This window comes from Kitasatospora sp. NPDC101157, assembly GCF_044768255.1.
Taxonomy (GTDB): domain Bacteria; phylum Actinomycetota; class Actinomycetes; order Streptomycetales; family Streptomycetaceae; genus Kitasatospora.
Window position 1 is genome coordinate 26,912 of record NZ_JBIWPL010000018.1, and the last position, 19,113, is coordinate 46,024.

The 19,113-nt window shown below is 74.2% G+C and carries 19 protein-coding genes; 13 read left to right on the forward strand and 6 right to left on the reverse strand.

The window, feature by feature from the left end; genetic code table 11:
• Positions 1–62 precede the first annotated feature (62 nt).
• Entirely contained in the window at positions 63–1,073 is a 1,011-nt protein-coding gene (locus ACIRVF_RS29010) for a LysR family transcriptional regulator (RefSeq protein ID WP_402824031.1), read from the forward strand.
• A gap of 44 nt (positions 1,074–1,117) precedes the next feature.
• On the opposite strand, the gene ACIRVF_RS29015 is transcribed toward ACIRVF_RS29010, so the two are convergent.
• Entirely contained in the window at positions 1,118–1,723 is a 606-nt protein-coding gene (locus ACIRVF_RS29015) for a YceI family protein (protein WP_402824034.1), read from the reverse strand.
• A 201-nt stretch (positions 1,724–1,924) separates the two neighbouring features.
• Between ACIRVF_RS29015 and ACIRVF_RS29020 the strand changes: the two genes are divergently transcribed.
• The 7 genes from ACIRVF_RS29020 (at position 1,925) to ACIRVF_RS29050 (ending at position 8,923) form a co-directional block, all read left to right on the forward strand.
• Positions 1,925–5,083, forward strand: coding sequence for a DEAD/DEAH box helicase (locus ACIRVF_RS29020; protein WP_402824037.1), 3,159 nt, complete (start codon positions 1,925–1,927; stop codon positions 5,081–5,083).
• The gene (locus ACIRVF_RS29025; RefSeq protein ID WP_402824040.1) at positions 5,080–5,268 is read left to right on the forward strand and encodes a hypothetical protein; all 189 of its coding nucleotides are present in this window, start codon (positions 5,080–5,082) and stop codon (positions 5,266–5,268) included. Before ACIRVF_RS29020 ends, ACIRVF_RS29025 begins: the two co-directional genes overlap by 4 nt.
• A gap of 33 nt (positions 5,269–5,301) precedes the next feature.
• On the forward strand, positions 5,302–6,192 hold the full coding sequence (locus ACIRVF_RS29030; RefSeq protein ID WP_402824043.1) for an RNA polymerase sigma-70 factor: 891 nt from the start codon (positions 5,302–5,304) through the stop codon (positions 6,190–6,192).
• A gap of 34 nt (positions 6,193–6,226) precedes the next feature.
• Complete coding sequence (locus tag ACIRVF_RS29035; RefSeq protein WP_402824046.1) at positions 6,227–7,321, forward strand: MerR family transcriptional regulator; 1,095 nt, start codon at positions 6,227–6,229, stop codon at positions 7,319–7,321.
• A 153-nt stretch (positions 7,322–7,474) separates the two neighbouring features.
• Positions 7,475–7,882, forward strand: coding sequence for a helix-turn-helix domain-containing protein (locus ACIRVF_RS29040; protein WP_402824049.1), 408 nt, complete (start codon positions 7,475–7,477; stop codon positions 7,880–7,882).
• 2 nt (positions 7,883–7,884) lie between these two features.
• Positions 7,885–8,451: a hypothetical protein gene (locus ACIRVF_RS29045; protein ID WP_402824052.1), complete on the forward strand. Its 567-nt coding sequence runs from the start codon at positions 7,885–7,887 to the stop codon at positions 8,449–8,451.
• Between the two features lie 121 nt (positions 8,452–8,572).
• Positions 8,573–8,923, forward strand: a complete 351-nt coding sequence (locus ACIRVF_RS29050) for a DUF2516 family protein (RefSeq protein WP_046387329.1) — start codon at positions 8,573–8,575, stop codon at positions 8,921–8,923.
• 74 nt (positions 8,924–8,997) lie between these two features.
• On the opposite strand, the gene ACIRVF_RS29055 is transcribed toward ACIRVF_RS29050, so the two are convergent.
• Entirely contained in the window at positions 8,998–10,509 is a 1,512-nt protein-coding gene (locus tag ACIRVF_RS29055; RefSeq protein WP_402824055.1) for a SpoIIE family protein phosphatase, read from the reverse strand.
• Between the two features lie 239 nt (positions 10,510–10,748).
• Between ACIRVF_RS29055 and ACIRVF_RS29060 the strand changes: the two genes are divergently transcribed.
• On the forward strand, positions 10,749–11,309 hold the full coding sequence (locus ACIRVF_RS29060) for an O-acetyl-ADP-ribose deacetylase (protein WP_402824399.1): 561 nt from the start codon (positions 10,749–10,751) through the stop codon (positions 11,307–11,309).
• A 222-nt stretch (positions 11,310–11,531) separates the two neighbouring features.
• Here ACIRVF_RS29060 and ACIRVF_RS29065 read toward each other — a convergent pair whose 3' ends face one another.
• Positions 11,532–12,365: a class I SAM-dependent methyltransferase gene (locus ACIRVF_RS29065; RefSeq protein WP_402824058.1), complete on the reverse strand. Its 834-nt coding sequence runs from the start codon at positions 12,363–12,365 to the stop codon at positions 11,532–11,534.
• Between the two features lie 229 nt (positions 12,366–12,594).
• On the opposite strand from ACIRVF_RS29065, the gene mshA reads away from it, so the two are divergent.
• Positions 12,595–13,959 carry a D-inositol-3-phosphate glycosyltransferase gene (gene mshA, locus ACIRVF_RS29070; protein WP_402824402.1) on the forward strand — a complete coding sequence of 455 codons (1,365 nt, stop codon included), beginning with the start codon at positions 12,595–12,597 and terminating at the stop codon, positions 13,957–13,959.
• Positions 13,960–14,022: 63 nt separating this feature from the next.
• On the forward strand, positions 14,023–14,577 hold the full coding sequence (locus tag ACIRVF_RS29075) for a YbjN domain-containing protein (RefSeq protein ID WP_402824061.1): 555 nt from the start codon (positions 14,023–14,025) through the stop codon (positions 14,575–14,577).
• A 15-nt stretch (positions 14,578–14,592) separates the two neighbouring features.
• On the opposite strand, the gene ACIRVF_RS29080 is transcribed toward ACIRVF_RS29075, so the two are convergent.
• Positions 14,593–15,894, reverse strand: coding sequence for an MDR family MFS transporter (locus ACIRVF_RS29080; RefSeq protein ID WP_402824064.1), 1,302 nt, complete (start codon positions 15,892–15,894; stop codon positions 14,593–14,595).
• Positions 15,895–16,044: 150 nt separating this feature from the next.
• On the opposite strand from ACIRVF_RS29080, the gene ACIRVF_RS29085 reads away from it, so the two are divergent.
• Both ACIRVF_RS29085 and ACIRVF_RS29090 read left to right on the forward strand, forming a co-directional pair.
• The gene (locus ACIRVF_RS29085) at positions 16,045–16,803 is read left to right on the forward strand and encodes a phosphoglyceromutase (RefSeq protein ID WP_396244075.1); all 759 of its coding nucleotides are present in this window, start codon (positions 16,045–16,047) and stop codon (positions 16,801–16,803) included.
• Between the two features lie 282 nt (positions 16,804–17,085).
• On the forward strand, positions 17,086–17,682 hold the full coding sequence (locus ACIRVF_RS29090) for a lytic polysaccharide monooxygenase (protein ID WP_402824067.1): 597 nt from the start codon (positions 17,086–17,088) through the stop codon (positions 17,680–17,682).
• Between the two features lie 81 nt (positions 17,683–17,763).
• Here ACIRVF_RS29090 and ACIRVF_RS29095 read toward each other — a convergent pair whose 3' ends face one another.
• Both ACIRVF_RS29095 and phoU read right to left on the reverse strand, forming a co-directional pair.
• The gene (locus ACIRVF_RS29095; protein ID WP_402824070.1) at positions 17,764–17,943 is read right to left on the reverse strand and encodes a hypothetical protein; all 180 of its coding nucleotides are present in this window, start codon (positions 17,941–17,943) and stop codon (positions 17,764–17,766) included.
• A 215-nt stretch (positions 17,944–18,158) separates the two neighbouring features.
• Positions 18,159–18,848, reverse strand: a complete 690-nt coding sequence (gene phoU, locus ACIRVF_RS29100) for a phosphate signaling complex protein PhoU (RefSeq protein WP_402824073.1) — start codon at positions 18,846–18,848, stop codon at positions 18,159–18,161.
• Positions 18,849–19,113: the final 265 nt, after the last annotated feature.

Below are 19,113 nucleotides of genomic sequence, written 5' to 3' on the forward strand. Positions count from 1 at the left end.
AGGGCGGGCGTCCAACACCTGTTTCGCCACACTCACAACAGCTTGTTGTTAATCTCTCGTCCATGCCCCGTGACCTGCACCCCCGTCTGCTCCGCGGCTTCGTCGCGACCGCCGAGACCCTGCACTTCGGCCGGGCCGCCGAGCGGCTGTACGTCGCCCAGCAGGCGCTCAGCCGGGACGTCCGCACGCTGGAGGGGCTGCTCGGCGACGCACTGTTCACCCGGACCACCCGCAGTGTCGAACTCACCCCGGCCGGGCGGAGGTTGCTGCCCAGGGCGCGCGGGCTGCTCGCGCTCCACGACGAGATCCTCGCCGAGGCCGGAGCGGGCGCGAGGGCCGCCCGGCCGCTGCTGCTCGACCTCAACAGCGACGTCACCGGCCCGGACCTCACCGCCGACCGGGTGCTCCAACGGGCCCGTGCCGCCTGGCCGGAGGGAGAGCTGCTGGCCCGCTTCCACGGCGGTCTGGCCGCGGCCGCCGCCGAGCTGCTGGCGCACCGGCTGGACGCCTCGTTCGGCCGCTTCGCCGGTCTGCCCGTCCCGGTGCGCGGCCAACTCGACCAGCTGCCGGTGCGGTTGGAGCGGATCTCGGTGATGATGGCGGACAGCCACCCGCTGGCCGACCGCCCGGTGCTGCGGCCGGCCGAACTGGCCGGTCACCCCGTCGACATCTGCGCGGGCAACCCGGCGACCACCGAGTGGGCCGACCTCGGCGCCCGGCTGCTGCGCGAGCACGGCCTGGCCGCGGCCGAGCCGTACGTCCCGCCGGTGGGCCTGGACGAGACCGCCCGCTACCTGGCCCGGCACGGCGACCCGATGCTGACCACGGTCGGCGGGCCGAAGATCCCGGGATCGGTGAACGTGCCGCTGGTGGAGCCGGTGCCGCTGTGCCTGGTGAGCCTGGTGCACCGGCCCGGCGAGCGCCATCCGGGGCTGACTGCGCTGGCCGCCGCGGCGCGCGAACTCGGCGCGGCCGAGGGCTGGTTGATCCGCCCGGCGGGCAGCTGGCTGCCCGCGGCGGACGCGGAACTGGTTGCCGCCGCGCAAGGCACCGCCCCTGCCTCGGGGGGATAGGCAGGGGCGGTGGGTTCGGTGGACGCGGCCGGCGGACGGCCGGGTCAGGCCGCCTTGACGGCGGAGATGTCGAAGCTGAGCTTGACCTTCTCGCCGATCAGCACGCCGCCGGTCTCCAGGGCCGCGTTGTAGGTCAGGCCGAAGTCCGTGCGGTCCACGACCGCCTTGCCCTCGAAGCCGACCCGCTCGGCGCCGTAGGCGTCGGTGGCGCTGCCGGTGTACTCCAGGTCCAGGACGACCGGGCGGGTGGTGTCCTTGATGGTGAGCTCACCGGTCATCCGGTAGGAGTCCTCGCCGACCGCCTCGGTGGAGGTGCTGCGGAAGCGGATCTCCGGGTAGGTCTCGGCGGCGAAGAAGTCGCCGGTGCGCAGGTGCTCGTCGCGCTGGGCCTGGTTGGTGTCGATGCTGGCGACCTTGATCACCAGGTCGGCCGAGGAGTTGCCGGGCGTGGCGCCGTCCAGGTGCAGCTTGCCGTCGTACTCGGTGAAGCGGCCCTTGACGTTGGTGACCATCGCGTGGCGGACCGAGAAGCCGATCTCGCTGTGCATGGCGTCGACGGTCCAGTCGCCGGTCAGGTGCGACAGGTCGGGGCCGGCCGAGGGCCGGACGGCGGTGGCGGTGGTGGTCTTGGTGCGGTTGAACAGGCCCATGGCTCCTCCTCGGGTTCGAAGCCAGTTGTTTAGGCTTCAACTTCTCGGCTCCAGCGTACGACGCTTTCGTTCAAGTTTCAACCACATCTCCCCGGCACTTCTCCTGGACCGCCCGAACGGCCCCGCGCCCGGCCCGACGGTCACTGTCGGACCACCCGGCTAGGCTGCGAGGAACAGTCCGACCAGCCCCGGAAGGCCCCCATGTTCGTCCTGCACGCGCTCTGGCGGTCGGACGGACGGCTGGCCCTGTGGGCCGAGGACGCCCGCGCACACGGCTCCGCCGAACCCCACCCGGACCGGCCCGCCCCGCGCGCCCACCCCTTCGCCTGCCCGGCCGGGAGCCTGGCCGCCGTTCTCGGCGGCATCGGCCCCGGCCTCGGCTGGCTCGCCGGACGGGCCCCCGAACGCTGGGCCACCCTGCTGCTGCCCACCGTGGGTGCCCTGCCCGCCCCCTCACCCGATCTGCCGGTCACCCCGCCGCGCGGCGGCGCCGTCCTCACCCCCTGGCGGGTGCCCGCACTCCTCTTCGACGCCGGGGCCGCCGCCCAACTGCTCGGCGAGGTCCACGACCCGCACTGGGCCGTCACCGACACCGACCTGCCGGGCACCGGCCGGGTCGAGGTGGTCTACGGCCCCTCCCTGCGCTGGCTCACCGGGGTGCACGACCTCGCCTGGCGCACGGTCGGCCGGGGCCGGGTGCTGCCGCTGCCCGTCCTGGCCGACGGCCGCCCCCGGGCCCGCTGGCGGCCCGACCCCACCCCGACCGGGCGCCGGGAGGCCGCCGCACTCGCGGCGGGCTGCCCGCCCGTCCTGCTCGGCGAACGGCCCGCCGGCGCGCCGACCGGCGAGGCGCTGCTCGAAGCCGCCCTGGGCGCACTGGTGGACGCCGAGGCCCGCGCCGCCCTGGCCGACACGCCCTTCCCGGACACCGGCGGCACGGCCGCCGACCGCTGGCTGCACGCCCTCACCACCCCCACCGGCGAGGTCGACGCCCCACCCGGTGACATCGCCGAGCTGCGCCGCCGGATCACCGACTGGTACGCCACCGCCGAGCCCGCCGACCCCGCGCTGCGGCTCTGCCTCCGCCTGGTCGAACCGCTCGGCCCCGACGACGACGACCCCGAGGGCCGCCCCTCCGACGACGCCTGGCAGCTGGAGTTCCTGCTCCAGGCCGTCGACGAGCCCTCCCTGCTGGTCCGCGCCGCCGACCTCCACGAGGGCGGCGCGGCGTACGCCGCCCTCGCCCGCAGAACCACCCGGCGCCCGCAGGCCCCGGCGGACGGGCCCGCCGACCCGGCCGAGGTCCTGGCCGCCGAACTCGCCCGCGCCGCCCACCGCTGGCCCGCCCTGGACGGGCTTCGCCACCGCTCCCGCCCGTCCGCCCTGCCGCTCGACCGGACCGGCGCCCTCGACTTCCTGCGCACCGCCGCGCCCGCCCTGGCCGCGGCCGGTTTCGGCGTGCTGCTGCCCGCCTGGTGGCGCCGCCGCCCCCGGCTCGGGCTCGCCCTGCGCGCCACCACCCCGCCCGCACCCGGCACCCTGTCCGTCACCAGCCAGGTCGACCGGGACGCCGTGGTCGCCTTCCGCTGGCAGGCCGCGATCGGCCCGGACGGCATCCCGCTCACCGAACAGGAACTCGCCGAACTCGCCGCCGCCAAACAGGGACTGGTGCGCGTCCGGGGCACCTGGCTGGAGGCCGACCCCGCCCAGATCGCCGCCGCCCTCGCCTTCCTCACCCAACAGCGCGACGGCCTGCTGGCCGCCGCCGACCTGCTGCGACTCGCCCTCGACCCCGAGGCGACGGTCGCCGGGCTGCCGGTCACCGGGGTCCGGGTCGACGGCGCGCTCGGCGAGCTGCTCGCCGGCGGCGCCGGTAACGCACCCGTGGAGACGGCGCTCCCACCGGACTTCCGCGCCGAACTGCGCCCCTACCAGCGGCGCGGACTCGCCTGGCTCAGGACCATGTCCGGACTCGGCCTCGGCGCCGTCCTGGCCGACGACATGGGCCTCGGCAAGACCGTCCAGACCCTCGCCCTGCTCGCCGCCGAGAAGCACGACGGCGCGACCGGACCCACCCTCCTCGTCTGCCCGATGTCCCTGGTCTGCAACTGGCAACGCGAGACCGAGCGCTTCGCCCCCGCCCTGCGCCGCCACGTCCACCACGGCACCGGGCGCCTCGGCGCCGGGCAACTCGCCGACGCCGTCAGGGGCGTGGACCTGGTCATCACGACCTACGGACTGGTCCAGCGCGACCTCGCCGCACTGCGCGCCATCCGCTGGCGCCGGGTGGTCGCCGACGAGGCGCAGCACATCAAGAACAGCGGCACCGCCCAGTCCCGGGCGATCCGCGCGCTGCCCGTCACCCGGCACCGGATCGCCCTCACCGGTACCCCGGTGGAGAACCGGCTCGCCGAACTCCACGCCGTCCTGGACTTCGCCAACCCCGGCCTGCTCGGCCCGGCCGAGCGCTTCAAGGAGCGCTACGCGATCCCGGTCGAAGTCCACCGCAACCCCGAGCGGACCGCCGAACTTCGGCGCCGCACCGCCCCGTTCGTGCTGCGCCGGCTCAAGTCGGACCCGGCGGTGGCGGCCGAGCTGCCCGCCAAGCAGGAGATGACCGTCTGGTGCAACCTCACCGCCGAACAGGCCGGCCTCTACCAGGCGGTGGTCGCCGACCTGCTCCAGCGGGTCGAGGGCATCCGGGGCGTGGAGCGGCGCGGCACGGTGCTGGCGGCGATCGGCAAGCTCAAGCAGGTCTGCAACCACCCCGCCCAACTGCTGCACGACGGCTCGCCGTTGGGCGAGCGCTCGGGCAAGGTCGCCCGGCTCGCCGAACTGCTGGAGGAGGCGCTGGCCGAGGGTGACCGCACCCTGGTCTTCACCCAGTACGCCGAGTTCGGCACGATGCTCCGCCCGTACCTGGAGCGCCGGCTCGGCGAAGAGGTGCTGTACCTCCACGGCGGCGTCCCGCGCGCCCGCCGCGAGGAGCTCGTCCAGCGCTTCCAGTCCCCGGACGGGCCGCGGGTGTTCCTGCTCTCGCTGCGGGCCGGCGGGACCGGCCTCAACCTGACCGCCGCCAACCAGGTGATCCACCTGGACCGTTGGTGGAACCCGGCGGTCGAGGAGCAGGCCACCGACCGCGCCTTCCGGATCGGCCAGCGCCGCGACGTCCAGGTCCGCCGCCTGGTCTGCGTCGGCACCGTCGAGGAGCGGATCGACGAACTCCTCACCGCCAAACGCTCGTTGGCCGAAACCGTGGTGGGCGAGGGGGAGCACTGGCTCACCGACCTGCCGGTCGAGGCACTGCGCGAACTGGTCGCCCTCACCCGCGAGGACGCCGTGGCCGAGGAGGACGCGTGACCGAACGACCGAGGCCCGAGACGGTCAACGTCGCCGCCTACTGGCGCGGCGACTTCACCCTGAAGACCCCCGACGAGGAACCGGCCGAACCCTCACTGAACCGCCTCGGCCGCTCCGGCATCACCGTCCACGGCCGCGACCTCGCCGCCCTCCTGGCCCCCGCCTACGACACCTTCCGTTCCTAGAACAGCCCCCTGCCGTGCGGTAGCGTCCCGACCGTGACCGACACCGCCGACACCTCCGACACCCGGCTCGCCGACTTCGAACAACACCGTCGGACGGTCTTCGGCATCGCCTACCGGATGCTCGGCAGCGTCGCCGACGCCGAGGACCTCGTCCAGGACACCTGGCTGCGCTGGAGCCAGGTCACCGGCCCGGTCGCCAGCCCCGGCGGCTACCTGGCCCGTACGGTCACCAACCTCGCCCTCAACCGCCTCGACTCCGCCGCCCACCGCCGCGAGTCCTACGTCGGCCCCTGGCTGCCCGAACCCCTGGTCACCGAGCCGGACGCGACCGACGGCGTGGAGCGCGCCGAAACCGTCTCGCTGGCACTGCTGGTGGTGCTGGAGAGCCTCTCCCCGCTGGAACGGGCGGTGTTCGTCCTCAAGGAGGCCTTCGGCTTCTCCTACCAGGAGATCGCCGAGGTGCTGGACCGCACCGAGGCCGCCTGCCGTCAGGTCGGCAGCCGGGCCAGGGCGCATGTGCGCGCCCGCCGGCCCCGCTTCGACGCCCCGCCCGAGCTGCGCCGCCGGGCCACCGACGAGTTCCTGGCGGCCTGCGTCGGCGGCGACCTCAACCGGGTGCTCGCCCTGCTCGCGCCCGACGTCACCACCTGGAGCGACGGCGGCGGCGTGATCACCGCCGCGGTGCGGCCGGTCACCGGCGCAGACAACGTCGCCCGCTTCCTGCTCGGCCTGCTCCGCAAGCTGGGCGAGGGCGTGGGCGCCCGTCCGGTCCTGGTCAACGGCCAACCCGGCCTGCTGATCACCGTCGACGGCGCTCTCGACTCCGTCTCCGTGCTCGAATTCACCGAGGGACCGGACGGCACCCCGCTGGTCTCCGAGATCCGGGCCGTCCGCAACCCGCACAAGCTCGCCCACCTGGCTTGACCCTCGACCAGGTCGAGCCCCGAGAGTCACCGGCATGGAGAGCGAGCTGCACAGCATCGGCGAACTGGCCCGTGCCAGCGGCCTGGGCGTCGGCACCCTGCGCTACTACGACGGCGCCGAGGTGCTCACCCCCGCCCGGGTCGACCCGCGGACCGGCTACCGCTGGTACCGGCCCGGCCAACTCGCCGACGCCCGCCTACTGGCCCGGCTGCGCCGGGTCGGCCTGCCGCTGACGGCGATCCGCACCGTCCTCGCCGCCGCCCCCGGCAGCGGCGAGGCCCAGCGCGTCCTCGACGCCCACCTGCGCCGGCTGGAGGACGGCCTGTCCGACGCCCGCCGCGAACTCTCCCTGATCCGCACGATGATCGAACAGAGGGAGCACCCGATGACCACGACCCCCGCCGACCTGCGCCTCACCGTCCGCGCCGACGGCCTGGCCGCCGCCCTGGACGCGGTCCGCTTCGCGGTCTGCGAAGACCCGGAACTGCCCTCCCTCGCCGGGGTGCTGTTCGAACCGGACGGCCCGGTGCTGCGCCTGGTCGCCACCGACCGCTACCGGATGGCCCTCGCCGAGCTGCCCGCCCTCGGTGCGCCCCAGCAGCCGACCGCCGGCACGACCGTCCCGACCGCCCTGGTCGACGCCCTGCGCGCACTCCTGCCCGCCGACCCGACCGAGGTCACCCTCACCCTGGGTGCCGGCACCTTCCGCGCCGGGACTCCCGACCACCGCATCGAGGGCACGGCGGTAGACCTCGACTACCCCGACCACCGCACCCTGACCCGGCTCGACCCCCAGCACCGGATCACCCTGCCCGCCGCCGAACTGCGCGCCGCCGTCGAGTCCGGCGCCACCCGCACCCTTCCCTCCGGCCCTCTGGGCACCGACTGCCAGGTCACCGTGCTGACCCTCACCGAGGACGGCCGCCTCGCCGTCGCCGACGACCTCAACCCCGAGGACTACCAGGTGGCCGTCAACCGCGACTTCCTCCTCGACGCCCTGCGCGCCGGCCACCCCGGACAACTCCTGCTCGAACTCGGCGGCCCGATCACCCCGCTCGCCATCCGCACCCCCGGCCGAACGGGCACCTTCTCCGTCCTGATGCCCATCCGCCTCCCCGAAGCAGCGTGACGACCACCGCACGGGCCTCGTCGTCGTCCCCGTGCCGTCCCGGTGGTCTCTGCGACTCGCCCGAGCAGGTCACCCGGTCCGGCCCGCCGCGCCGGGTTTGCACTCGCTAGCACCCTGCTTGCAATTGCAAGCAGGGTGTTGCAGGCTGTCCGCATGGCCTCACTCAACGTCGGCTCGCTGGGCGAGTACATCCGGGAGCAGCGTCGCAACGCGCAGTACTCGCTGCGGCAGCTGGCGGAGGCCGCAGGTGTGTCCAACCCGTACCTCAGCCAGATCGAGCGCGGGCTGCGCAAGCCGAGCGCGGAGATCCTGCAGCAGATCGCCAAGGCGCTGCGGATCTCGGCGGAGACGCTGTACGTCCAGGCCGGGATCCTGGAGGAGCGGCGGGGTGAGGGCCTGGAGCTGCGGGCCTCGATCCTGGCCGATCCGCTGATCAACGAGCAGCAGAAGCAGGCGCTGCTCGCGGTCTACGACGCCTTCCTCAAGGAGAACGCCGCCTCGGCCGCCATCCCCATGACCGACGGCGAGGCCACCCAGAACACCCCCCGGGAGGACCGGTAACCATGCCGATCACCGACGACATCAAGAAGACCCTCACCGACCCCACCCCGCTCTACGCCCTGGCCGGCGCGGGGGACCTCGCGTACGAGAAGCTGCGCGAGGTCCCGGGCCGGGTCGAGGCGCTGGCAGCGGACCGCCAGGGCGCACAGGAGAAGGCGACCGCCAGGCTGCAGGAGGCGCAGGAGCTGCTGGCCGGGGCGCCGGCCAAGGTCACCGAGGCCGTCACCGCCCTCCCCACGGACCTCAAGGTCCTGCAGGAGCGGGCCCAGGGCTTCGCCCTGCAGCAGGTGGCCCGTGCGCTGGAGCTGGCCGTCCGGGCCAAGGAGACGTACGACGAGCTGGCCGAGCGCGGCAAGGTCGTGGTGGACAAGGCCCGCCCCCAGCAAGTCCCGGCCACCGAGGCCGTGGCCCCCACCGGCGGGCCCGTCCGGGCCGGGCTGCTGGACGACGCCGGGCTGCTGGACGACGCCGAGCTGGTGGACGACGCCGAGCTGGTGGACGACGCCGAGGCCCCCGCGCCGAAGAAGTCCGCCAAGGCCCGGAAGGGCGGCGTCAACGGCTCCGAGTGACTGGTCCCGCCGGACCGGGGCACATCCGGTGACGGCGGGACGTTCACACCGTGCGAGCGGCCGCCGTGCCAGGATGGGCGGCGGCCGGGGCGCAGCAAGCCGAGAGACGTAGGAGACCGCGATGACCGGAGTGTTCCAGATCCTGGCCTTTTCCTACCTGAACCCCTTCTGGTGGATGGCCGTCGCGATCCTGGGCTACAAGTTCTTCGCGCTGGTCGACGCGGCCACCCGCCGGGAGGACGCCTACCGGGCGGCCGACAAGAAGACCAAGGGCTTCTGGCTGGCCGTCCTCGGGATCAGCTTCGGCTGGGACCTGCTGTTCGGGGCGAACTTCCTCGGCAGCATCGGCACCCTGGCCGGCCTGGTCGCCTCGATCGTCTACGTGGTGGACGTCCGCCCCGCGATCCGGGCCCTGACCGGCGGCAGCGGCCGGGGCGGCCGGAGCAACACCGGCCCGTACGGCCCCTGGTAGGGCACCCGGACGGACGAAGGCCGCGGCCCGGGCGGGAGTTCACCCGCCGGGCCGCGGCCTTTCTGCTCCCCGGCTCAGCCGAGGAGCAGTTGTACGGGGTTGCGCTCCAGCAGCAGCACCGCGACGTCGTCGGTCAGCGCGCCACCGTTCAGCTCCTCGACCTCGGCGATCGCGCTGTCGACCAGCCGTCCCCGGGTGAGCCCGGCGGACTGGTGGTCGGCGATCAGGTCGGCCAGCCCGTCCTGTCCGAGGCGGCGCGACCCGGCGCCGACCCGGCCCTCGATCAGCCCGTCGGTGTAGAGCAACAGCCGCCAGCCGGGCTGGAGTTCGACCTCGTGGGCGGGCCAGGCGGCCTGGCCGTCGTGGCACGGCAGCAGGCCGAGCGCGGGCCCCGCGAACTCGGAGGGCAGGGTGACCGGGGCGTGGTCGCGCCCGAGGAGCAGCGGCGCCGGGTGCCCGGCGAGGTACAGCCGGGCGCGCTCGGCGGTGCCGCGCGGGCCGAGGTCGGTGTCGGTGCCGGGTTCGATGACGACCATGCAGAGCGTCGCGAAGATCTCGTCGCTGCGCCGTTCGTGCTCCAGCACGTGCTGGAGGGTGGTGAGCAGGGTTTCGCCGGTGAGGCCGGCGAAGACCAGGGTGCGCCACGCTATCCGGAGTGCGACGCCGAGCGCGGCCTCGTCCGGGCCGTGGCCGCAGACGTCGCCGATCACGACGTGGACGGTGCCGTCGTCGGTGCGCACGGCGTCGTAGAAGTCGCCGCCGAGCAGGGCGCGGCGGCGGCCGGGGCGGTAGCGGCGGGTGAAGGAGAGCCCGGCGCCGTCCAGCAGCGGGGTGGGCAGCAGGTGGCGCTGCAGTCGGGCGTTCTCCTGGCCGCGCAACTCGGCCTCGACCAGGCGGCGCTGGGACTCGTCGGCGCGCTTGCGTTCGACGGCGTAGCGCAGTGCGCGGGCCAGCAGCGGTCCGTCCGTCTCGTGCTTGAGCAGGAAGTCCTGGGCGCCGGCGGCGACGGCGGCGGCGCCGAGTTCGGCCCCGGCGGCGTCGGTGAGCACCACCACGGGGATGTGCGGGGCGCGGCGGAGCAGTTCGTGCAGGCCTTCCAGGCCGTCCGAGGGGTCGGAGGGGTGCGGCAGGTCGGCCGGGGAGGCCAGGTCGAGCAGCACGCAGCCGAACTCGTTGCCGCGGGAGCGCCCTCGCCGGGTGGCGGGGGAGGCCTGGGCGAGCAGTTGGGTGGCCTGTTCGAGGCCGCGGGCCCAGTGGATCTCGATCGAGGTGCCGCTGTCGGCGACTGCCGCCTTGATCAGCTGGGCGTCCGAGGCGTCGTCCTCGATGACCAGCAGTCGCAGCGGCGCGCTGCCGTCGGCGGGGCCGTCACCGGCTGCCGGAAGGCTTCCCGCCTCGGCGAGGTGCGCGGGGTGGCGGGTGCCGTGCGCGGTCCGGACCGGCTGTGAGCGGGGGTGGGGTATCGGGGCAGTGGCCGTGGCCGGGCCGGTCGTCGGGCGGTTGCGGGCATGGCCGACGGGGGCGCCGTCATGGGCGCCCGGCAGGTCCGCGGCACCAGGTGCCCGCCCGTCTCCCGTTGCGGGCATCGGTGGTTCCTCCCTTTCCCCGACTGCGTAACGGCCGGCGTCCGTCCGCAGTGCCCGCCTGGCACCGTGCGTCGGGGAACTTCTCGCGACCATAACGTGATCTCCGGGGATTTCTCTGGCCGACCGGCGCCGTTGTGGTTATTGCCACGCCGGTGGCGGTGCGGTGATCGGATTCGGACGACGGCTCGGATCCAGGCCCGGCGGCTGCCGGGCGGGTCCGGGGAAGGGGCTGGGAGATGGTGACGCGGATCACCCTCGTCGAGGGTGACATCACGGAACAGCGGGTGGACGCGGTGGTGAACGCCGCCAATTCGTCCCTGCTGGGCGGGGGCGGGGTGGACGGCGCGATCCACCGCAGGGGCGGGCCGGAGATCCTGGCGGAGTGCCGCCGGCTGCGGGCCTCGCACTGGGGCAAGGGGCTGCCCGTCGGGCGGGCGGTGGCGACGACGGCCGGGCGGCTGCCGGCCCGGTGGGTGGTGCACACCGTGGGGCCGGTCTACCTGGCGGAGGAGTACGAGGAGCGGGCTGGGCTGCTGGCCTCCTGCTATCGGGAGTCGCTGCGTGCGGCGGCCGAGTTGGGCGCGCGCACGGTGGCCTTCCCGGCCGTGTCGGCCGGGATCTTCGGCTGGCCGCCGGCGGACGCGGCCCGGATCGCGCTGGGCACCGTCGCCGGGGTGCTGGACGGCGGTGACGCGCGCGCGGGCGCGGAGCTGGCGGAGGCGCGGTTCGTGCTGTTCGGGGCGGAGATGTACCGGGTGTTCGAACGGGCCCGGGAGGAGCTGCTCGGGCCGGAGGGCTGAGGACGGACTGCTGCGGGGTGCTGCGGGGTGCTGCCGGTGCTGCCCGTGGCTGGGCACGGCGGCACCGAGCGGCGTGTGGTGTCGCCGCTCGGCGGCTTCCATCGTGGCGTGACGAGGCGTCAACACGCCAGAGATATTCGATAACTCGTTCGAGTGAATGCATCGTGTCGCACCAGCGCGCGGGTGGACGACCGCCCCGGCGCGCCCCCGGAGGCGGGCCCGCTACGGCGCGAGCGCCGTCCAGGGCAGTGTGACCTCGCCCTGTCGCCACCGCCCCCGCGCGTCCACCAGCGGCCAGCTGCCCGCCAGCGCCGTGCACGCCGCCACCCAGCGCTGCCGCGCCCCGAACGCCCCGTACGGCGCGGCCGCCGCCCAGGCCCGGTCGAAGTCGGTCAGGAAGGCGTGCACCGGCCGCCCCGGCACGTTGTGGTGGATCAGCGCCTTCGGCAGCCGTTCGGCCAAATCGGAGGGCTGGCCGAGACCGCCCAGCCGGGCCGCGAAGGTCACCGTCCGGGGCCCCTCGGGCCCGAGCGCGACCCAGACGTGCCGCCGCCCGATCTCGTCGCAGGTGCCCTCGACCAGCAGCCCGTCCGGGGCGAGCCGGGAGCACAGCCGCTCCCACACCCCGGCCACCGCCGACTCGTCGTACTGCCGCAGCACGTTGGCCGCCCGGATCAGCTGGGCCGGCCCGCCGCCGTCCAGCGGCACCTCGAAGCCACCGCGCCGGAAGGTGAGCAGCGGCGGCTCGGCGTACGGCAGGGCGGCCGCGACCCGCTCCGGCTCGATCTCGATCCCGACCACCCGGACGTCCGGCCGCACCGTGCGCAGCCGTCCGGCCAGCTCCACGGCCGTCCACGGCGCCGCGCCGTAGCCCAGGTCGACCGCGACCGGCGGCCGTTCGGCGGCGCGCAGCGCCCGGCCCAGGGTGTGGGCGATCCAGCGGTCCATCCGGCGCAGCCGGTTGGTGTTGGTGGTGCCCCGGGTGACCGTCCCCACCGGCCGTCCGGTCCGTCCGCGGGCGGGCGCGGCGGTCGCGGGGTCGAAGGAGGCAGCCATGCCCAGAAGGGTAGTCGGCGGCTGCGGACCCGGCCGGACCGCGCTCCGACCTGGGCGGATGCCCGGCCGGCCGGCCGATCGCCCGGACCGGGAATGCCGGGCCACCGCCGAGTGGTTGGCACACTGGTGGTGATGTGTGCCCGGGACGGGGCAGCGCACACCGGACATGTGGTGGCGTTCACGCGGACCCGCCGAGACGGGCCGCACACGAGGAGGCTTCAGCCAGGTGATCCAGCACCCCGTCCGTTCGGTACGCCGTGCCCAGTCCGCCGCCCCCGCGCGCGGCCGGCTCCAGGCGCTCGTCCCGGGCCGCCGCCGCCCGCGCCGAATAGCCATGCTCAGCGTGCACACCTCGCCGCTGCACCAGCCCGGCACCGGGGACGCGGGCGGGATGAACGTCTACATCGTCGAGCTGGCCAAGCGCCTGGCCGAACTCAACATCGAGGTCGAGGTGTTCACCCGGGCGATCTGCTCGGACGACGCGCCGACGGTCGAGCTGGCGCCGGGCGTACTGGTCCGGCACGTCACCGCCGGGCCGTACGAGGGCCTGGTCAAGGAGGACCTGCCGGCCCAGCTGTGCGCCTTCACCCACGGGGTGCTGCGGACCGAGGCGGGCCACCGCCCCGGCCACTACGACCTGGTGCACTCGCACTACTGGCTCTCCGGACAGGTCGGCTGGCTGGCCGCCCAGCGTTGGGGGGTGCCGCTGGTGCACACCATGCACACCATGGCGAAGGTCAAGAACGCCGCGCTGGCCGAGGGCGACACGCCCGAGCCCGCGGCCCGGGTGATCGGCGAGACCCAGGTGGTCGAGGCGGCGGACCGGCTGATCGCCAACACCACCGAGGAGGCCGCCGAGCTGGCACTGCACTACGCCGCCCGGCCGGACCAGCTGGCCGTCGTCCACCCCGGCGTGAACCTGGACGTCTTCCGTCCCGGCGGCCCCGGGTCCTCGGCCGAGGCCCGGGACCGCCTCGGCCTGCCGCAGGACGCCGCGGTGCTGCTGTTCGCCGGGCGGATCCAGCCGTTGAAGGCGCCGGACGTGCTGCTGCGGGCGGTCGCCGCTCTGCTGGAGCGCCGTCCGGAGCTGCGCGAGCGCCTGGTGGTGCCGGTGGTCGGCGGGCCGTCCGGCACCGGGCTGGCCCGGCCGGAGAGCCTGCACAAGCTCGCCGCCCAGCTGGGCATCGGCGACGTGGTGCGCTTCCACCCGCCGGTCGGCCAGACCCGGCTGGCGGACTGGTACCGCGCGGCGACGGCCCTGGTGATGCCCTCGTACAGCGAGTCCTTCGGGCTGGTGGCGCTGGAGGCCCAGGCCTGCGGCACCCCGGTGGTGGCGGCCTCGGTCGGCGGCCTGCCGGTCGCGGTGCGGGACGGCGAGTCCGGCACCCTGGTGCACGGCCACGACCCGCTGGACTGGTCGCACGCGCTGGAGCCGTACGTCACCGACCCGGCCCTGGTGGCCCGTCGCGGTGCGGCGGCGGCCCGGCACGCGGCCGCCTTCGGCTGGGACACGGCCGCGGCGACCACCGCCGAGGTGTACGCCGGCAGCCTGGCCCGTCCGGCCGGCCGACTGGCCGGGGCACTGCGCCGCTGATCCCCGCGGCCGGTGGGAGACGCCGGCTGCGCTCACCGGGTACTGCCGAGTAACGTCACCCCCATGGCAATCCGCACCAAGGACGAGGCCCTGACCCTGCTGCGCACCGCCCTGGACGACGCCGGGGTGGCCTGGGAGCCGGCCGCCGCCGACCCGTACACGCTGGTGGCGACCCTCCCGGGCACCCGCAAGCTGAACACCGCCTGCGCCCTGCGGGTCGGCGACCACACCCTGTCGGTGAACGCCTTCGTGATCCGCCGCCCGGACGAGAACCACGAGGCCGTCTACCGCTGGCTGCTGGAGCGCAACACCCGCCTCTACGGCGTCGCGTACGCGATCGACGCGCTCGGCGACGTCTACCTGGCCGGCCGTCTGCCGCTGGAGGCGCTCACCCCGGACGCCGTCGACCGACTGCTCGGGACGGTCCTGGAGAACGCCGACGAGCCCTTCAACACCCTGCTGGAGCTGGGCTTCGCCTCGGCGATCCGGCGCGAGTGGGAGTGGCGTACCAAGCGCGGGGAGTCCACCCGCAACCTGGCCGCCTTCGCCCACCTGTCCGCGCCGGCCGCCGACGGACCGGCCCCGGCCGCTCCGGACGGGCTCCCGGCCGCCGACTGACCCGGCCGGGCGCGCTCAGGCGCCCGACGGGGCCCTTTCGGCTTCCTGCGCAGGTGCTGCCACCTCGATCACCGCCGCCGGACGGCGCCCCGTCGCACCCGTGCGACGGGCCAGCACCACGTAGCCGAGCGCGGCGGCCGTCCCGATCACGCCGCAGACCGACCACAGCACCGCCGGCCCGGAGTACTGCAGCAGCAGCCCGCCGCCCGCCGGGCCGAGCAGCGAGGCGAGCGACCAGGACAGCGAGTAGACGCCCTGGTAGCGGCCTCGCCCGTGGGTCGGCGCCAGCTCGCTGACCAGGCCCATCATCACCGGGGTGTGGAGGATCTCGCCGACCGTCCAGACCGCCACCGACAGCGCGAACAGCCAGGCCGAGGACCCGGCCAGCGCGGCCAGCCCGAAGCCCCAGCCGGTGAGCAGGCAGCTGGCGATCAGCATCGCGGTCCGCGAGCGGCCCTCCAGCCACCGGGTCAGCGGGATCTGCAGCACCACGATCAGCAGCCCGTTCAGGCCGATGACCAGCCCGTACCCGGTGGACGTGACACCGGAGGCGCCCATGTCCACGGCCAGGGTGGTGCTGCCCTGCTGGAAGACCAGGGCGACCAGCAGGGTCAGCCCGACCAGCGCCATGAAGGGGCCGTCCCGGAGCACGGTGACCAGGCTGGTCCCCTCCTCGGTCCCCTCCGCGTCCTGGCCGGGCGCGGCCTGCGGCCTGGTCTCCGGGATCCGGACGAAGATCACCACCGCGCAGACCAGGGTGGTGAGGGCGTCCAGCAGGAAGAGCGTGAGGTAGCCGTGGGTGGCGATCAGACCGGCCGCGGCGGCGGAGAGCCCGAAGCCGATGTTGATCGCCCAGTAGTTCAGCGAGTACGCCCGGACCCGGTCCTCGGCCGGGACGAGGTCGGCGATGATCGCCGAGGTGGGCGGCCGGGTGGCGTTGTTGCACAGGCCGACCAGGAAGGCCACCACGGCGATCGCCAGCCGGCCGTCCACGAAGCCGAGCACGGCGGTGGACGCCGCGGTGCCGAGCTGGGCGGCGACCAGCGTCGGGCGGCGCCCGATCCGGTCGGTCAGCACCCCGGCGCCGACCGCCGAGACCGCCGAACCGGCGCCGAACAGCGAGGCCACCAGGCCCGCGTAGGACGCCGAGTACCCCCGCTCGGCGGTCAGGTAGAGGGCCAGGAAGGTGACGACGAAGGACCCGAGCCGGTTCACCAGGGTGCTCACCCAGAGCCACCAGAACTGCGGCGGCAACCCGCCCACGGTCTCGCGCACCAGTTTTCGGATCCGGGGGTTGGCGGCCGGGGCGACGAGCATGTGGGGGCTCCCGAGGGCAGGCGTCCGCTGAGCGGCGCGGGCAGGCCCGGTCAGCCGACGTGGGTAAGAGGCAGATAGCCGCCGCACAGGTTACCCAGCCGTCCAAGGTCCCCACCAGGGGTTTTCCGGCCCTCCACTAAGCTGGGGGCCATGGCTGACACGACGTACCGACTCATCCTGCTCCGCCACGGCGAGAGCCAGTGGAACCAGAAGAACCTGTTCACCGGTTGGGTCGACGTCGACCTCAACGAGAAGGGCGAGAAGGAGGCCGCCCGCGGTGGCGAGCTCCTGGCCGCCGAGGGCCTGTTCCCCGACGTGGTGCACACCTCGCTGCTGCGCCGCGCCATCCGCACCTCGCAGATCGCCCTGGACAAGGCCGACCGCCACTGGATCCCGGTCAGCCGCAGCTGGCGCCTGAACGAGCGGCACTACGGCGCGCTGCAGGGCAAGGACAAGGCCCAGACCCTGGCCGAGTTCGGCGAGGAGCAGTTCCAGCTGTGGCGCCGCTCCTACGACACCCCGCCGCCGGTGCTGGCCGACGACGCCGAGTACTCGCAGGCCGGTGACGCCCGCTACGCGGAGATCCCGAGCGAGCTGCGTCCGCGCACCGAGTGCCTGAAGGACGTCGTCGAGCGGATGCTCCCGTACTGGTACGACGCCATCGTCCCGGACCTCGCCGCCGGCAAGACCGTCCTGGTCACCGCCCACGGCAACAGCCTGCGCGCGCTGGTCAAGCACCTCGACGGCATCTCCGACGCGGACATCGCCGGCCTGAACATCCCGACCGGCATCCCGCTCGTCTACGAGCTCGACGCCGACTTCAAGCCGGTCGCCAAGGGCGGCCGCTACCTCGACGCCGACGCCGCCGCCGCGGCCATCGAGGCGGTCAAGAACCAGGGCAAGAAGTAACCCCCGAGGTCTCAGGGCCCCGCACCCGGTTCGCCGGGGGCGGGGCCTTCGGCGTTCAACCCGACTGCAGGGAGGAGGAGTTGGGGTCCTGCGGGTGGGCGGGCCCAGGCGGAGTCCAGAATGGTTCAGACCATTGACGGGTGGTGGCGCCGGCTCCTACCGTGAGGGCACCGGGCCGACGCAGGCATGCCAAGGGATCCCCCGTGCCCCGGGCCGCCGCACCCCCACGCGCGCGCGTCTGTGCCCCGGCGCACTCTCCATCCACCCCCACGGAGGAGCACCATGCGCACACGTCATCTGGTCGGCGCGGCCGTCGCCGCGCTCGCGATCCCGCTCACCCTGGCCGTCCCGGCCCAGTCCCACGGCTACATCACCACGCCGCCCAGTCGGGCCGCGCTCTGCGACGCGGACGCGAGCGCCGTCCCGTGGGACTGCGGCGACATCCAGTGGGAGCCACAGAGCGTCGAGGGCCCGAAGGGCTTCCCCTCCGGCGGGCCGTCCGACGGCACCATCTGCGCCGGCGGCAACTCCCGTTTCGCCGAGCTGGACGACCCGCACGGTGGAGCCTGGCCGACCACCTCGGTGACGGCGGGCCAGCAGCTCACCTTCACCTGGAGGTTCACCGCGAGGCACGCGACCACCGACTTCAGGTACTACCTGACCAAGCCGGGTTACGACGCCTCCCAGCCGATCACCCGGGCCAACCTCGACCTGACGCCCTTCCTGGTCGTCCCGTACGGCGGGGCACAGGTGCCCAGCACGCTCAGCCACACCGCGACCGTCCCCGGCGGGCGAACCGGGCACCAGGTGGTCGTCGCGGTCTGGACGATCGCCGACACCGGGAACGCCTTCTACTCCTGCACCGACGTGCGGTTCTGATCCGCCGACCGCACGGGCGGCCCGGGGGTGCACAGCCGTGCACCCCCGGGCCGCCCGGTGGTTCGGTGGCGGTGGGCTTCCTCAGTGACCGCCGCAGCAGCCGCCGTCCATGCCGCCGCACTGGCAGGGCGCGCCGGACTGGCAGCCGCAGCCGCAGCCCGGGCCGCAGCCGCAGCCGGCCGCGAGGACGGGCAACAGCTTCGGGGCGGGCGGCTCGACGGTGTCGTGGGCGGTTGCCGGTCGGGTCGGGTTGGCCTTCATCGAGCTGTTCCCTCCTAGTGACGGGCACACCGCAGTGCCCCACCCTTGAGTGAAGCCGCCGTTCGGCGGGAGCGTCAACGGGCGCGCAGGGGTGGAACGTACGGAGAACCGTGCGTCCGCACCACCCTCGCCACAGGTTTACTCACTCCCGGGGATGAGCGACGGTCACTCCACCCCGGCCGTCGCCCCACCCCGGCCGCCGCTCCGCCCGGCCGTCACTCCGCCGCGGAGGCCTCCGCCGCCTCGGTGGCGGCCACGAACTCGGCCACGTGCTCGCCCGTCACCAGGTACACCACGCGCTTGGCGACCGACACCGCGTGGTCCGCGAAACGCTCGTAGTAGCGCCCGACCAGGGTGATGTCGACGGCGGTCTCGATGCCGTGGTGCCACCGCTCGTCGATCAGGTGCGACAGCAACTCGCGGTGCAGGGCGTCGATCCGGTCGTCGTCCTGCTCCATCTCCAGGGCCTTGTCGACGTCCTTGGTGGCGATCACCAGGCCCGCCTTGGCCACCAGGCGCTGGGCGAGCTGGCCCATCTCCAGGACGGTGGACTGCAGGTCGGCGGGCACGGCCGACTCGGGGTAGCGCATCCGCGCCACCTTGGCGACGTGCCGGGCGAGGTCGCCGCAGCGCTCCAGGTCGGCGCTCATCCGCAGCGAGGTGACCACGATCCGCAGGTCGGTGGCGACGGGCTGCTGGCGGGCGAGCAGGTCGATGGCCCGGTTCTCCAGCTCGTGGTGGAGGTCGTTGATCTTCTCGTCGGCGGCGATCACGCCCTCCGCCAGCGCCAGGTCCGCGTCGAGGAGAGCGGTGGTGGCCCGGCCCAGGGCGGAGCCGACCAGCCGGGCCATCTCGATCAGGCTGTCGCCGATCGCATCGAGTTCCTCGTGGTACGCGTCGCGCATGTTCTCTCCTCAGTAGCTGTGTCGGTGGCGGTGCCGACCGGTCAGCCCGTCCGACCGTCGTTCCGGCGTTCGGGCGACCGCTGCTGGTGGCGCGAATGGTACGCGCACACCGAGACCTTGGCCGCTGTTCGGCGCACCGGTCTCTCCCACACGGGCTGCATGGCCAACTCTGTGCCGTCCGGGCGACGGTGCACGGCCGCCGGGGTGAATCAGCAGCCACGTGGAGGTGAATTCTCGGCAACGCGTGGTCGATGCCTTGATCCAG

What these genes read in the sequence shown, in the direction of transcription:
- ACIRVF_RS29065 (WP_402824058.1), bottom strand. Translation starts at nt 12,365, where the DNA reads ATGGCTGCCTCCTTCGACCCCGCGACCGCCGCGCCCGCCCGCGGACGG.
- ACIRVF_RS29045 (WP_402824052.1), top strand. Translation starts at nt 7,885, where the DNA reads ATGCCGATCACCGACGACATCAAGAAGACCCTCACCGACCCCACCCCG.
- ACIRVF_RS29085 (WP_396244075.1), top strand. Translation starts at nt 16,045, where the DNA reads ATGGCTGACACGACGTACCGACTCATCCTGCTCCGCCACGGCGAGAGC.
- ACIRVF_RS29015 (WP_402824034.1), bottom strand. Translation starts at nt 1,723, where the DNA reads ATGGGCCTGTTCAACCGCACCAAGACCACCACCGCCACCGCCGTCCGG.
- ACIRVF_RS29080 (WP_402824064.1), bottom strand. Translation starts at nt 15,894, where the DNA reads ATGCTCGTCGCCCCGGCCGCCAACCCCCGGATCCGAAAACTGGTGCGC.
- ACIRVF_RS29050 (WP_046387329.1), top strand. Translation starts at nt 8,573, where the DNA reads ATGACCGGAGTGTTCCAGATCCTGGCCTTTTCCTACCTGAACCCCTTC.
- ACIRVF_RS29055 (WP_402824055.1), bottom strand. Translation starts at nt 10,509, where the DNA reads ATGCCCGCAACGGGAGACGGGCGGGCACCTGGTGCCGCGGACCTGCCG.
- ACIRVF_RS29010 (WP_402824031.1), top strand. Translation starts at nt 63, where the DNA reads ATGCCCCGTGACCTGCACCCCCGTCTGCTCCGCGGCTTCGTCGCGACC.
- ACIRVF_RS29090 (WP_402824067.1), top strand. Translation starts at nt 17,086, where the DNA reads ATGCGCACACGTCATCTGGTCGGCGCGGCCGTCGCCGCGCTCGCGATC.
- ACIRVF_RS29020 (WP_402824037.1), top strand. Translation starts at nt 1,925, where the DNA reads ATGTTCGTCCTGCACGCGCTCTGGCGGTCGGACGGACGGCTGGCCCTG.
- ACIRVF_RS29035 (WP_402824046.1), top strand. Translation starts at nt 6,227, where the DNA reads ATGGAGAGCGAGCTGCACAGCATCGGCGAACTGGCCCGTGCCAGCGGC.
- phoU (WP_402824073.1), bottom strand. Translation starts at nt 18,848, where the DNA reads ATGCGCGACGCGTACCACGAGGAACTCGATGCGATCGGCGACAGCCTG.
- ACIRVF_RS29075 (WP_402824061.1), top strand. Translation starts at nt 14,023, where the DNA reads ATGGCAATCCGCACCAAGGACGAGGCCCTGACCCTGCTGCGCACCGCC.
- ACIRVF_RS29040 (WP_402824049.1), top strand. Translation starts at nt 7,475, where the DNA reads ATGGCCTCACTCAACGTCGGCTCGCTGGGCGAGTACATCCGGGAGCAG.
- ACIRVF_RS29095 (WP_402824070.1), bottom strand. Translation starts at nt 17,943, where the DNA reads ATGAAGGCCAACCCGACCCGACCGGCAACCGCCCACGACACCGTCGAG.